The organism is Pseudomonas sp. 18173, from assembly GCF_050432945.1.
In the GTDB taxonomy this organism is placed as follows: Bacteria; Pseudomonadota; Gammaproteobacteria; order Pseudomonadales; family Pseudomonadaceae; genus Aquipseudomonas.
The window spans coordinates 50,678-63,988 of sequence record NZ_JBKFTN010000010.1; the positions used below are offsets into that span (position 1 = coordinate 50,678).

General features: G+C 62.3%; 13 protein-coding genes. 5 read left to right on the forward strand and 8 right to left on the reverse strand.

The window, feature by feature from the left end; translation table 11 throughout:
- Positions 1–10 precede the first annotated feature (10 nt).
- Together ACLD1X_RS13330 and ACLD1X_RS13335 are read right to left on the reverse strand one after the other, a co-directional pair.
- Entirely contained in the window at positions 11–1,315 is a 1,305-nt protein-coding gene (locus ACLD1X_RS13330) for an MFS transporter (protein ID WP_429368264.1), read from the reverse strand.
- Positions 1,316–1,552: 237 nt separating this feature from the next.
- Positions 1,553–2,626, reverse strand: a complete 1,074-nt coding sequence (locus tag ACLD1X_RS13335) for a diguanylate cyclase domain-containing protein (protein WP_429368266.1) — start codon at positions 2,624–2,626, stop codon at positions 1,553–1,555.
- Positions 2,627–2,799: 173 nt separating this feature from the next.
- Between ACLD1X_RS13335 and ACLD1X_RS13340 the strand changes: the two genes are divergently transcribed.
- The gene (locus ACLD1X_RS13340; RefSeq protein ID WP_429368268.1) at positions 2,800–3,138 is read left to right on the forward strand and encodes an FKBP-type peptidyl-prolyl cis-trans isomerase; all 339 of its coding nucleotides are present in this window, start codon (positions 2,800–2,802) and stop codon (positions 3,136–3,138) included.
- A gap of 3 nt (positions 3,139–3,141) precedes the next feature.
- On the opposite strand, the gene ACLD1X_RS13345 is transcribed toward ACLD1X_RS13340, so the two are convergent.
- Positions 3,142–4,173: a D-cysteine desulfhydrase family protein gene (locus ACLD1X_RS13345; protein ID WP_429368270.1), complete on the reverse strand. Its 1,032-nt coding sequence runs from the start codon at positions 4,171–4,173 to the stop codon at positions 3,142–3,144.
- 162 nt (positions 4,174–4,335) lie between these two features.
- Between ACLD1X_RS13345 and ACLD1X_RS13350 the strand changes: the two genes are divergently transcribed.
- The 3 genes from ACLD1X_RS13350 to dmeF all read left to right on the forward strand — a co-directional run bounded on the left by ACLD1X_RS13350 (position 4,336) and on the right by dmeF (position 6,185).
- Positions 4,336–4,836: an MEKHLA domain-containing protein gene (locus ACLD1X_RS13350; RefSeq protein ID WP_429368272.1), complete on the forward strand. Its 501-nt coding sequence runs from the start codon at positions 4,336–4,338 to the stop codon at positions 4,834–4,836.
- Between the two features lie 133 nt (positions 4,837–4,969).
- Positions 4,970–5,245 carry a metal/formaldehyde-sensitive transcriptional repressor gene (locus tag ACLD1X_RS13355; protein WP_429368274.1) on the forward strand — a complete coding sequence of 92 codons (276 nt, stop codon included), beginning with the start codon at positions 4,970–4,972 and terminating at the stop codon, positions 5,243–5,245.
- A gap of 13 nt (positions 5,246–5,258) precedes the next feature.
- Entirely contained in the window at positions 5,259–6,185 is a 927-nt protein-coding gene (dmeF, locus tag ACLD1X_RS13360; RefSeq protein ID WP_429368276.1) for a CDF family Co(II)/Ni(II) efflux transporter DmeF, read from the forward strand.
- A 25-nt stretch (positions 6,186–6,210) separates the two neighbouring features.
- Here dmeF and ACLD1X_RS13365 read toward each other — a convergent pair whose 3' ends face one another.
- Complete coding sequence (locus ACLD1X_RS13365; protein ID WP_429368278.1) at positions 6,211–7,320, reverse strand: cytochrome P450; 1,110 nt, start codon at positions 7,318–7,320, stop codon at positions 6,211–6,213.
- A gap of 79 nt (positions 7,321–7,399) precedes the next feature.
- On the opposite strand from ACLD1X_RS13365, the gene ACLD1X_RS13370 reads away from it, so the two are divergent.
- Complete coding sequence (locus tag ACLD1X_RS13370) at positions 7,400–8,173, forward strand: ArsR/SmtB family transcription factor (protein WP_429368280.1); 774 nt, start codon at positions 7,400–7,402, stop codon at positions 8,171–8,173.
- A 153-nt stretch (positions 8,174–8,326) separates the two neighbouring features.
- Here the strand turns inward: ACLD1X_RS13370 and ACLD1X_RS13375 are convergent, their stop codons facing one another.
- The 4 genes from ACLD1X_RS13375 to ACLD1X_RS13390 form a co-directional block, all read right to left on the reverse strand.
- Positions 8,327–9,346, reverse strand: coding sequence for a branched-chain amino acid aminotransferase (locus ACLD1X_RS13375; protein ID WP_429368282.1), 1,020 nt, complete (start codon positions 9,344–9,346; stop codon positions 8,327–8,329).
- Positions 9,347–9,589: 243 nt separating this feature from the next.
- Entirely contained in the window at positions 9,590–10,972 is a 1,383-nt protein-coding gene (gene lpdA, locus ACLD1X_RS13380; RefSeq protein ID WP_429368284.1) for a dihydrolipoyl dehydrogenase, read from the reverse strand.
- Between the two features lie 4 nt (positions 10,973–10,976).
- The gene (locus ACLD1X_RS13385; RefSeq protein ID WP_429368286.1) at positions 10,977–12,251 is read right to left on the reverse strand and encodes a dihydrolipoamide acetyltransferase family protein; all 1,275 of its coding nucleotides are present in this window, start codon (positions 12,249–12,251) and stop codon (positions 10,977–10,979) included.
- A complete protein-coding gene (locus tag ACLD1X_RS13390; RefSeq protein WP_429368288.1) occupies positions 12,252–13,310 on the reverse strand; it encodes an alpha-ketoacid dehydrogenase subunit beta in 1,059 nt (352 codons plus the stop codon). It abuts the gene before it with no gap.
- Position 13,311: the final 1 nt, after the last annotated feature.

Sequence of the window (13,311 nt, forward strand, 5' to 3'; positions counted from 1 at the left end):
AAGGACAGGTTCATGACGCCACCGCTTGCAGAGGAGTCGAGGCTCGGCGGTAGAGCGCAAGCGTCGCGCACAGCGCGCACAGTGCTGCAAAGCTCATCCAGTAACCCGGTGCAGCCTTGTCGCCGGTGTACTGGATCAGCAAGGTCGATATCGCCGGAGTGAACCCGCCGAACACGGCCGTGGCCAGGCTGTACGCCAGCGAGAACCCGGCGACGCGCACCTCCACGGGCATGATTTCCGTCAGCGCCGGGATCATCGCGCCGTTGTACAGGCCGTAGATGAACGACAGCCACAGCAAGACCAATAGCATGTGGATGAAGCTGGGCGCGTTGACCAGAAAGGTCAGCGCCGGGTAGGTGGTGGCAATGGCCAGCAAGGCCATGACGATCAACACCGGGCGTCGACCGATGCGGTCCGAGAGTGCCCCGCCAATCGGTAGCCAGATGAAATTGGAGACGCCGACCAGCAACGTCACCAGCAACGCATCGGAGGTGCTCAGCTGCAGCACGGTTTTACCGAAGGTCGGCGCGTATACCGTGATCAGGTAGAACGCGGTGGTGGTCAGGGCGACCATCATCATGCCCGCGAACACGATCAGCCAGTTTTGCCCCAGGGTGCGGAACACTTCACCCATGCTCGGGCGGTGTTTACGGGTGGCGAACTCTTCGGTCTCTTCCAGGTTGCGGCGCAGCAGGAAGATGAAGGGCACGATCATGCAGCCGACGAAAAACGGAATCCGCCAGCCCCAATCGGCAATCACACCCGGTGCCATCCACTGGTTCAAGGCATAACCCAGTGCGGCGGCGACAATGATTGCCACTTGCTGGCTACCCGACTGCCAGCTGGTGAAAAAACCCTTGTGGCCGGGTGTGGCGATTTCGGCGAGATACACCGACACGCCGCCCAATTCCGCACCGGCGGAAAAGCCCTGCAGCAGCCGCCCGATCAGCACCAGGGCCGGGGCGAACAAGCCGATGGTTTCGTATCCGGGCACCAGCACAATCAGGATGGTGCCACTGGCCATGATCGACAGGGTCACGATCAACCCTTTGCGTCGACCCACATCATCGATATAGGCACCCAGCACCACGGCGCCCAACGGACGCATCAAAAAGCCTGCACCGAACACGGCGAAGGCCATCATCAGCGAGGCGAATTCGCTGCTGGCCGGGAAGAACACGGCAGCGATCTGCGTGGCATAGAAACCAAAAAGGAAGAAGTCGAACTGTTCGAGGAAGTTGCCCGAGGTGACCCGGAAGATCGCGCTGGCCCGGGAGCGACCGGTGGTCGCGGGCCGTTGGATTGATGCTGTCATTGACGTGTACTCCACCGCTTTTATGACGTGCACCGGTTGGACGCGGCGCACGGTTCTTATTGGGGTGGATAGTGGAGCAGGGGCATCGATATGTTAATTGCATTGTTGGCATGCATTGATGTGCGAGGTGGATCAATGCGTCCAGGGAGAGGATCGTGCCGGCGTCAGGCTGGAGGGGCACCGATCAGATACACGCCTCGATATGCGCCGTCCCCTGGGCTGCGTACTCATCCTGAGTTACTGGCTGTGCGCCCGCACCACGCTCTCGGTGCCCAGCCGATACTGATTGTTCCCGCTGCGCTTGGCCTCATACATCGCCAGGTCGGCAATGTGCAGCAAGCGGTCGATGCTCGGCGCATGGTCGGGGAACACGGCGACGCCGAGGCTGGTGCCGATATGGCGCTGGTCGTTGCCGATGGTGACTGGCGGGGAGAGTTCGACGAAGATTTTCTGGCAGATGATGCGCGCTTCGTCTTGCAGGCTTTCGCCTTGGGGCAAGTCCTGGAGAATGACCACGAATTCGTCGCCACCGATCCGGGCGACGGTGTCGGTGCCGCGCAGAATGCGCTTGAGCCGCGTGGCGGTTGTGACCAGCACCCGGTCGCCGGCCGCATGGCCATAGCGGTCGTTGATGGCCTTGAAGCCATTGAGATCGACAAACACCAGCGCCACCCGCGTGGCGCTGGTGCGCGCCTGCTCCAGTGCTTCGGACAGACGCTCTTCGAGCACCAGGCGATTGGGCAGGCCGGTCAAAGGGTCGTAGTGGGCCAGGTGCTTGAGGTAACTGGCCGAGGCCTTTTCTTCGGTGATGTCGCGTACCACGCCCATCATCTTGATCGTTTGATCGTGTTCGTTCTTGACCACGTTGCCGGTTTCCCGCAGCCAGCGGATCGTTCCGTCGGGCCAGACCACGCGATATTCCTCATCATGGTTTTCGCCGGTTTCCAGGCAACGCAGTTCGCCGGCCCGAACCCTGAGCCGGTCATCCGGGTGCACGCAGGAGCAGAACAGGGCATAAGAGGGCGTTACTTCGCCGATCTTGAAGCCAAACATGCCGAAGATGGCTTCCGACCAGTACAGCCGGTCGGTGTCGACATCCCAATCCCAGGTGCCGATACGAGCGAAATACTGGCTGCGCTTGAAGCGCTCGACGTCGCCATCCTGGTGGATGTTTTGGCCTTCGGACAGGCTGCTGATGATCGCCCGATACTCGGCCAGTTGCTTTTGCAGCGAGCGCTCGCGCCACACCAGCACAACGATCAGGCTGAGCGTCATAGAACCAAGGATGACGCTGGTCCAGAACTGGATCATTCGGGGGTGGCCATCAGGGCGGTGAACCGTAGGGGTAATTGTTGATCATTTTAGTTCAGCAAGCAGCGTTGAACGCCGGGCGTGGAGCCGGCAATGGTTGCCAATCGAGGGTAAATCTGGGAAAACGGCGCCCATCGGGCCCTTGAGGGCGAATGAGCATACGAGTGAATTCAATGAATGACGAGCTTCAGGTAATCGATCTTCAGCCGGGTGACGGAAAAGCCGCCGTAAAAGGCGCACTGATCACCACCCAGTACCGTGGCTGGCTGGAGGACGGGACCGAATTCGATTCTTCCTTCAGCCGTGGCAAGCCCTTCCAGTGCGTGATCGGCACCGGGCGGGTTATCAAGGGTTGGGACCAGGGCATCCTGGGCATGCAGGTCGGCGGCAAGCGCAAGTTGCTGGTGCCGGCGCATCTTGCCTATGGCGAGCGCACCATGGGCAAGATCCCGCCGAACTCGAACCTGATCTTCGAAATCGAATTGCTCGAAGTGCTGACGCGGGATGATTGAGCGTCAGGCCTGAAAGGTTTCCCGGTACGCATACAGGCCGGGTGTTCCACCGGTCATGATGAACAGCACGTTGTCCCCGGGAGCGAAGCGCCCTTGCTGCAGGTCGGCCAGCAATCCGGCAAAGGCCTTGCCGGAGTACACCGGGTCGACCAACAGGCCTTCGGCGCGCGCCATCAGGCGTACCGCGTCCTGCATGGCGACGGTTGGCAGGCCATAGCCGGCACCCAGCTGGCTGCCGTCAATCACCATTTCATCGGCCTGAACCTCGGCGTTACTGTCCAGAAGCGCCAGTGTTTCGCGGGTCAGTTGCAGGGTTCTCGCTGTTGATGATTCCTGGTCGGACAGCACCGAGAACGACTTGACCAGGGACGCGCCCCGGCCAAGCAATTGGAATCCCGCCGCCAGCCCGGCATGCGTCCCGGCGCTGCCGTTGGGTACTACCACCTGATTGAATGCGACTTGCAGTTCGGCCTCTTGCCGGGCGATTTCCGCTGCGCAGCGGGCATAACCGAGGCTGCCCAGGGGCGTCGATCCACCGGTTGGCAGCACCATGACCTTGTGCCCGGCGTCCCGAAGCTGCACCGCCCTGGCCTCGGCCTTGGCCAGTGAGTCGGTACCGCCGGCAAACACCTGCATCTGTGCACCGAACAACTGGTCGAGCAGCACGTTGCCGTTGAGTTCGTAATCCACTTCGGCCTTGGCCACGGCCCGGGTCAGGAACAACTCGCAGGCGATGCCCAGCCTGGCGCATACCGCAGCGGTCAGGCGGGCATGATTGGACTGGATGCCGCCTACGGTAATGATCGTATCGACCCCGGCTTGCAGCGCCGCGCCGAGATGGAACTCAAGCTTGCGCAGCTTGTTGCCGCCCGCGCCGATCAGCATATGGTCGTCGCGTTTGAGAAACAGGCCGATTCCCTGCTTGTCCAGGCCCAGCAGTTGTTCGAGTCGCGCGGCGCGCTGAATCGGCGTGGGACCTTGCAGCAAGTCTGCCCGTGCGAAAACACTCAGTGCCTTGTCCAATCGGGTTTGCATCAATCGAGCCTCGTTGTTCACCATTATCCAGGTGACTCTATGGAGAAACGCCGGCGGGATAAACGCACTACCGGTCATGACTGTTTTAACACGGTGTAACCAATCGGTCGGGCAGCAGGACTTTTCAGGTCGCTTTGGATAGGCTGGGCCGGGATTGAAACCATGACCGCAAGAGGAGAGGGCGAGTTGCCAATCAACGAATACGCCAAGGCCATCGAACTGTTGGACGAGTCATATCGGCACTGGACCGGCGAACACCTTCCAGCCCCGCAAGCGCTGACCGGGCTGGAACGCCTGCACTGGCTGCACGCCCACGCGCCCTACAGTTTGCTGGCCCATGGCACTGAAGACGATCCGCTGTTCTTCTACGCCAATGAACAGGCGCTGGCCTGCTTCAAGTACCCGCGCCCGGAATTTCTGGGCATGCCCTCACGGTTCAGCGCCTCGCCACTGGACCGCGCAGTGCGCCAGACCCTGCTGGAGCAGGTCACGGCCCATGGCATTGCCCATGGTTACAGTGGCTATCGGGTGGACCGGGAGGGTAATGCCTTCATGATTCATGAGGGCAAGGTGTGGACGCTCATCGACCGGCAGGGTGTGCGCGTGGGGCAGGCGGCGTTGTTCTGGCCGGATGCTGGACGGATTGGGCAGTTGGAGTGTTGAACCTGAGCGTTTAGCGGCCAATTGACTGGCGAGGGTCGATATCACGTCAGGCCGACCGATTATCTGCTCGTACCTTGCCAGGTTCCGCTCTATCGGCGATCCTACGCACAATATAGGGGTAGGGGGTATAGGTATGTCGCACATTCACGAACACAAGGATGACCTGATCAAGCGGGTGAGGCGCATTGCCGGCCAGGTGGAAGCCGTGGAGCGGGCGCTCGATTCCGATGCCGATTGCGCCAAGACCCTGCATCTGGTGGCCGCCATCCGGGGCGCGGTCAATGGTCTGCTTGAGCAGTTCATCGACGCCCACGCCCGTGAGCATGTGGCCCATCCAGACCTGAGTGAGGAAGAGCGCGCCCAGGGCGTGGAAGACTTGCTGCTGGCCATCCGTCGTTATGCCAAATAGAGGCCTGAATCCCATGACACTGACACCACAGGCTTCACGTTTTTCCCACGACCACGTGTTTCTCGGCGCCTCCCATGATGAAAACGCCCGCCGCACCTTATGGGTGGTGGCGCTGACATTTGTGATGATGATTGGCGAAATTGCCGCCGGTTACATCACCGGTTCCATGGCGTTGCTCGCTGATGGCTTTCACATGGCCACCCACGCCGGGGCCTTGGGCATCGCGGCGGCGGCCTATGGGTTCGCACGGCGCAATGCCAACAATGCGCGTTACAGCTTCGGCACCGGCAAGGTCGGGGATCTGGCGGGTTTTGCCTCGGCCATGGTGCTGGGGCTGGTGGCGATCGGCATCGCCGGTGAGTCGGTTTTTCGCCTGTTTCAGCCCACCACAGTGGCCTTCACCGAGGCGACAGTGATTGCGGTGGTGGGGTTGGCGGTCAACATTGCCAGCGCCTTTTTGCTGGCGGGCGACCACGGTCACCACGATCACGGGCACAGTCATGACCACGGTCACCATCACCATCACGACAACAACCTGCGCTCGGCCTATGTCCATGTGCTGGCCGACGCCTTGACTTCGCTGCTGGCGATTGTCGCGTTGCTGGCCGGGCGGTATCTGGGGTGGGTGTGGCTGGACCCGGTGATGGGTATCGTGGGCGCGATCGTCATCGCGAAATGGGCCGTTGGCCTGATGCGTGACAGCGCTGCGGTATTGCTCGATGTCACGGATGCACAGGTTGCCGATGAGATCCGTGAACTGCTCGAGTCCTCGGACGATGTGCGTATCAGCGATCTGCATGTGTGGCAGGTCGGCCCGCAGGCGCGGGCGGCGATTGTCAGCGTTGTGGCGACGGCCGATGTCAGTGCCGACGCCATTCGCGAACGCCTGGCGCCGGTCCATGAGCTGTCACACCTGACCGTCGAATATCGCACGGCTTGAGCGGCGTTGAGGGCTGAGCCTTCGGTCAATCACTGAACAGCGGAATTCGTCCATTCACGGAGGGGCGGTATTCCCGTTTCAGGTGGTCCAGTGCCGGCTTCATCGCCAGAAACTGCTTGAGCGTAGCGCCGGCAATGCTCAATGCCAGCTGTTGCCCCGGACATTGATGGCGCCCCGCGCCAAAAGTGAAGCTGCGCCGGTTGGGGCGGTCGAGCAGGAAGGCGTCGGGGTTGTCGTTGAGCTGCGGGTCGCGATTGGCCGAGGCCAGCAGCACCAGGATCACGTCTGCGGCATTGAGCCTCATCCCGTCAATCTCGCAGGGGGCGGCGACGAAGCGGCGAGTGTTCTGTACCGGCGGATCGAAGCGCTGCACTTCGGCCAGCAAGTCTTCAACAGGAGTTGATTCACGGCGCAACGACGGATGTTCAATCAATGCCAGCACGGCGTTGCCGATCAGCCCGGCGGTGGCCTCGAAGGTCTGGGAGAACAGGCCGATCAGGTTGGCGATCAGCGTTTGCGGTGCGTCGGATGCGAAGCGCTGGCGGATGCCAGCAAGCAGATGGCTGCGGTTGTCCGGGTCGGCCAACAGCTCGACACAGTAACCGCTCAGTTGTTCGGCGGCAGCGTGGGCGACGGTCAGCTGTGCCGCGCTACTCAAGGGCGACAGGCAAGCCACGAAATCCGCCGTCAGTTCGCTGATGACGCGGCCCTGGGCCGGGGTGAATCCCAACAGCGCCGCCACCACGCACACCGGCCCACGGAACATGGCGTTGTACAATCCGGCGGCGTCGGCAGTGATCAGCCGGGCGCTGACCAGGGCCTCGACTTCCCGCGCATCGACCAACTCCAGCCCCGGCGCTATCGCCGACCGTGGACAGCGCTGGCGCTCGCCCTCGTTCATGCGCATCAATTGGCCAAACACCTGACCGGCCATGCCGTCGGCAATCGCCGGGGGAACTGGCTCCTGCGCGGGGCGAACGTGGCAGTCGGGATGCGCCAGCACGGCAGCCACCACCCGGGCGCTGCTGGCCACCCACATGTTCAGCCCCGGATGAAAGGCCAGTCCTCCCTCGGCCCGCAGTTGTGCATAGTAGGGATAAGGATCGGCATGGGTCGCAGCGATGATCGGGTCCATGGGGCGCAGCCTTCTGTTGTTGGAAAGTGTTGCTACTATCTCCAGTTCGAAAGGGCGTTGATTCGTCCGGGAGCGAAATATGAGCGCAGAACAACACGACATTGGTGTCTCGCAGGTGGCGGCAGGCATCGCCGAGCCGGCGCGGACGAAAATCCTCTGTTCGCTGATGGACGGCCATGCCCGCACCAGTACCGAACTGGCGGCGGTGGCCGAAGTCAGCGCGTCGACCGCCAGTGCCCACCTGGCCAAACTCAAGGAACTGGCGCTGGTGCGCCTGCACGTTCAGGGACGCCACCGCTATTACAGCCTGGCGGACAAGCGCGTGGCCCAGGCCCTGGAAGCGCTGATGGTGATCGGCCGGAACACCGCGCCGGCTTTCCAGCCGAATACCCCGGATCGCCTGCAATTTGCCCGCACCTGCTACGACCACATGGCGGGCACCCTGGCCGTGCTGTTGCATGACCGGATGCTCGAGGCGGGCTGGCTCGAGGAAACCGACGAACAGGCCTATCGCTTGAGTGACAGCGGTACGGCAATGTTTCAGGGGCTTGGGATTGAGGTGCAGGACTTGAGCACATTGCGCCGCCGCTTTGCCTGCCCATGCCTGGACTGGAGCATGCGCCGGCCGCATCTGGGCGGATCGCTGGGCGCGGCGTTGCTGCAAACAGCGCTCAAGCGCAAGTGGGTGACGCAGGACCTGGACAGTCGCGCGCTGGCGCTGACGGCGTTGGGGCGCAAGGAGATGGTGGGGCGATTCGGGGTTGAGTTGCCGCTGCTGGTTGAAGGCAACGGCAAAAGATCAAAGCCTGCAGCAGCTCGGACCACACCGGGTGTATACGTTAGCGACCGATAGCGTTTTTCCGGTTGTTTCTGTGGTGACTGACCTATTGTCTTCGCGGGCAAGCCCGCTCCCACAGGGATTCTCGGTGTTATCAAGGGTGAATCCCGGACAAAAAAGCCCCCCATCGGTCACCCAATGGGGGGCTTTTGTGCGTCTGGCGTCAGGTCAGACCTTGACGATCCAGCCTGCTGGCGCTTCGATGTCGCCGGTTTGCACGCCGGTCAGCTCTTTGTAGAGCTTCTGGGTGATCGGGCCGACTTCGGTTTCGCTGTGGAACACGTGCAGGTGGTCGTTGTAGCTGATGCCGCCGATCGGCGTGATCACCGCTGCAGTACCGCAGGCGCCGGCTTCCTTGAAGTCCGACAGCTTGTCGATGAACACGTCGCCTTCGATCACTTCCAGGCCCAGACGGGTCTTGGCCAGTTCGATCAGCGACAGGCGGGTGATGCCCGGCAGCACCGACGGCGAGTTCGGGGTCACGAACTTGTTGTCGTGGGTGATCCCGAAGAAGTTGGCCGAACCGACTTCCTCGATCTTCTTGTGAGTCATCGGGTCCAGGTAGATGGCGTCGGCAAAGTGCGCCTTCTTCGCCTGGGAGCCTGGCATCAGGCTGGCGGCGTAGTTGCCACCGACCTTGGCGGCACCGGTGCCCTGTGGCGCGGCGCGGTCGTAGCTGGAAATCTGGAAGTTGTGCGGGGTCAAGCCGCCCTTGAAGTAGGCGCCGACCGGGATCGCAAACACCGAGAAGATGAACTCCGGCGCGGTACGCACGCCGATGTTGTCACCCACGCCGATCACGAACGGACGCAGGTACAGCGCACCGCCGGTGCCGTACGGCGGGATGAAGCGCTCGTTGGCGCGAACCACTTCCTTGCACGCTTCGATGAACTGCTCGGTGGACACGTGCGGCATCAGCAGGCGGGTGCAGCTGCGCTGCATGCGCGCGGCGTTCTGGTCCGGGCGGAACAGGTTGATCGAGCCGTCCTTGCAACGATAGGCCTTCAGGCCTTCGAAGCACTGCTGGCCATAGTGAAGGGCAGTGGAGCCTTCGCTGATGTGCAGCACGTTGTCTTCGGTCAGGGTGCCTTTGTCCCATTCGCCATTGCGAAAGTACGACAGATAGCGTTTGTCGGTCTTGATGTAGTCAAAACCCAGCTTGTCCCAGTTGATGCTTTCGTTACCCATGACACCCTCTATCACTTAACAACCGCCGAAACGGTTCAAGGCTTCTGACGTTTTTCCGGATGGGCACAACAATACTTCATTCCGGGCCCATTTCGCAGCCCGGACTATCGGATGACGGACAGATAAATCATGTTGGCCTCAAGAATTCGCGAGCAAGCCCGCTCCCACAGGGGAATGCATTCCAAATGTGGGAGCGGGCTTGCTCGCGAAGAGGCCAGCATTGCCGCCATCAATCGCTCTGAATCAAAGGTGCAATGCGTGCCCAAGGGCCCGCAACGCCGCTTCCTGCACCGCCTCGCCCAGCGTCGGGTGCGCGTGGATGGTGCCGCCGATGTCTTCCAGCCGCGCGCCCATCTCCAGGCTCTGGGCAAACGCCGTGGACAACTCCGAGACGCCAACGCCTACCGCCTGCCAGCCGACAATCAGATGATTGTCGCGACGGGCGACCACGCGCACGAAGCCGCTTTTGGACTCCAGTGTCATGGCCCGGCCATTGGCGGCGAACGGGAAACTCGACACGATGCAGTCCAGGCCGGCAGCCTTGGCCTCGTCCGGGGTCTTGCCGACCACCACCAGTTCCGGGTCGGTGAAGCACACGGCGGCGATGGCGGTCGGGTTGAACTCGCGGGTTTTACCGCTGATCAGTTCGGCGACCATCTCGCCCTGGGCCATGGCCCGGTGCGCGAGCATCGGTTCACCGCTCAGGTCGCCGATGGCATAGACGTTGCGCATGCTGGTCTGGCAGCGGTTGTCGATCTTGATCGACGAACCGTTCATGTCCAGGTTCAGCGCTTCGAGGTTCCAGCCCTGGGTGTTCGGCTTGCGACCGACGGCCACCAGCACCTGGTCGGTTTCCAGGTTCAGGGTGTCGCCGTTCGGATCCAGAACTTGCAGGGTATTATGTTGTGAATCAAAGCCTTGCACGCTGTGCTTCAAGTAAAGCTTCACGCCGAGCTTTTTCAGTTCGTCGTGCACAGGCTGGGTCAGTTCGGCGTCGTAGGCCGGCAGGATGCGTTCCTGGGCTTCCACGACACTGACGTCGGCGCCGAGCTTGCGATAGGCAATGCCCAGCTCCAGACCGATGTAACCGCCGCCGACCACAATCAACCGCTTGGGCACGGAGGTCGGCGCCAGGGCTTCGGTGGACGAGATGATCGGCCCGCCAATCGGCAGCATCGGCAGGTTGACGCTCTTGGAGCCGGTGGCCAGCACCAGGTGTTCGCACTGGATACGCGTGTCGCCGACTTCCACGGTTTTGCCGTCGATGACCTTGGCCCAGCCTTGAATGACCTGGACCTTGTTCTTTTTCAGCAGCGCCGCGACGCCGGTGGTCAGGCGATCGACGATGCCGTCCTTCCATTCCACGCTCTTGCCGATGTCCAGGGTCGGCGCCGAAACGCTGATGCCCAGGGCCGAATGCTGGCTGTGGTGGCGTGTCTGGTGGAACTGCTCGGCGACGTGAATCAGTGCCTTGGACGGAATGCAGCCGATGTTCAGGCAGGTGCCGCCCAGGGATTGGCCTTCCACCACAATGGTCGCAATGCCCAGCTGGCCGGCACGGATCGCCGTCACATAACCGCCAGGGCCGCCGCCGATGATCAGCAGCGTGGTGTGCAAAGTTTGCATGGCCTTACTCCACAAACAAGGTAGCGGGTTGTTCGAGCAAGCCACGGATGGCCTGGATGAATAGCGCCGCGTCCATGCCGTCGACCACCCGGTGATCGAAGGAGCTGGAGAGGTTCATCATCTTGCGGATCACGATCTGGCCTTTGATCACCATTGGCCGTTCGACGATCTTGTTGACGCCGACAATCGCTACTTCCGGCAGGTTCAGCACCGGTGTGCTGACAATACCGCCCAAGGCGCCGAGGCTGGTCAGGGTAATGGTCGAACCGGACAACTCGTCGCGGCTGGCCTTGCCGTTGCGCGCGGCGGTGGCCAGGCGGGCGATTTCCGCCGCGCTGTCCCACAGGCTGCGCGCTTCGGCATGACGCACCACCGGCACCATCAGGCCGACGTCGCTCTGGGTCGCGACGCCAACGTGTACGGCGCCGAGGCGGGTGATGACCTGGGCTTCGTCGTCGTAGCGGGCGTTCATTTGCGGGAAGTCGCGCAGGGCGACGACCATGGCGCGGAGCAGGAACGGCAGCAGCGTGAGTTTGCCGCGAGTGGCGCCATGTTTTTCATTGAGGTGCGCGCGCAATTCTTCCACGGCGGTGACGTCGATTTCTTCGACGTAGCTGAAGTGGGCGGCGCGCTGGGTGGCGTCCTGCATGCGCTGGGCGATCTTGCGGCGCATGCCGATCACCGGGATCTGCTGCTCATCGGTGCGCTGGGCATAAGCGGCGGCGGCCGGTGTCGAAGCGTTCGACTGACCCTGGGCCAGGTAGGCTTCGAGGTCGTCGTGCAGAATCCGTCCGGCGGGGCCGCTGCCACGCACCAGGCGCAACTGAATGCCGAGGTCCAGCGCATGCTTGCGCACGGCCGGCGAGGCCAGCGGCCGTTCATCGGCTTCGCGAGCCACCATCGGGCCTTGGCATACGGCAGCTTTCGGCGCTGCGGCAGCGACCGGTTTGCTTTCCGTCACCGCGTCGACTTTCGGTGCTGCAACTGGCGCTTCTTTCACAGGGGCCGGTTGCGCCGACTCCTTAACGTTGCCCGCGCCTTCGACTTCAATGCTGATCAACACACTGCCAACGGCCATGACTTCGCCCGGCTGGCCACCAAGGGCGATGACCTTGCCATGCACCGGCGACGGAATATCCACCATCGCTTTATCCGTCATGACATCGGCCAGCACCTGGTCTTCGACGACCATGTCGCCGACCTTGACGTGCCACACCGACAATTCAACTTCTGCAATGCCTTCGCCAATGTCCGGCATTTTAATGACGTGCGTGCCCATTCAGACCTCCATGACCCGTTTCAACGCCGCGCCCACACGGGACGGCCCTGGGAAATACGCCCACTCTTGCGCGTGCGGGTAGGGGGTGTCCCAACCGGTGACGCGTTCGATCGGCGCTTCCAGGTAGTGGAAGCAGTGCTCTTGCACCAGCGCCGTCAGTTCGGCGCCGAAGCCGCAAGTGCGGGTGGCTTCGTGAACGATCACGCAGCGCCCGGTTTTCTTCACCGACTTGGTGATGGTTTCCAGGTCCAGCGGCCACAGGCTGCGCAGGTCGATGACTTCGGCATCCACGCCGCTTTCTTCAGCGGCGACTTGCGACACGTAGACGGTGGTGCCGTAGGTCAGCACGGTGACGTCCTTGCCCGGACGGGCGATGGCGGCAACGTCCAGCGGTACGGTGTAGTAGCCGTCCGGAACCTGTGCGGCGGGGTGTTTCGACCATGGGGTCACCGGGCGGTCGTGGTGGCCGTCGAACGGACCGTTGTACAGGCGTTTCGGCTCCAGGAAGATCACCGGATCATCGTTTTCGATGGAGGCGATCAACAGGCCCTTGGCGTCGTAGGGGTTGGACGGCATGACGGTGCGCAGACCGCACACCTGAGTGAAGAGTGCCTCGATGCTCTGGCTGTGGGTCTGGCCGCCGTAGATGCCGCCGCCGCAGGGCATGCGCAGGGTCATCGGTGCGGTGAATTCGCCAGCCGAGCGATAACGCAGGCGCGCGGCTTCGGAAATGATCTGGTCGTAGGCCGGGTAGACGTAGTCGGCGAACTGGATTTCCACCACCGGGCGCAGACCGTAGGCGCCCATGCCCACGGCGGTGCCGACGATACCGCTTTCAGAGATCGGCGCGTCGAACACCCGCGAGGTGCCGTATTTGGCCTGCAGGCCTTCGGTGCAGCGGAACACGCCGCCGAAGTAGCCCACGTCCTGGCCGAAGACCACGACGTTGTCGTCCCGTTCAAGCATCACATCCATGGCCGAGCGCAGGGCCTGGATCATGGTCATGGTGGTCGTGGTCATGGCGGTTTCCAGCTCGATTTGGTTGTTGTGATCGTTCATG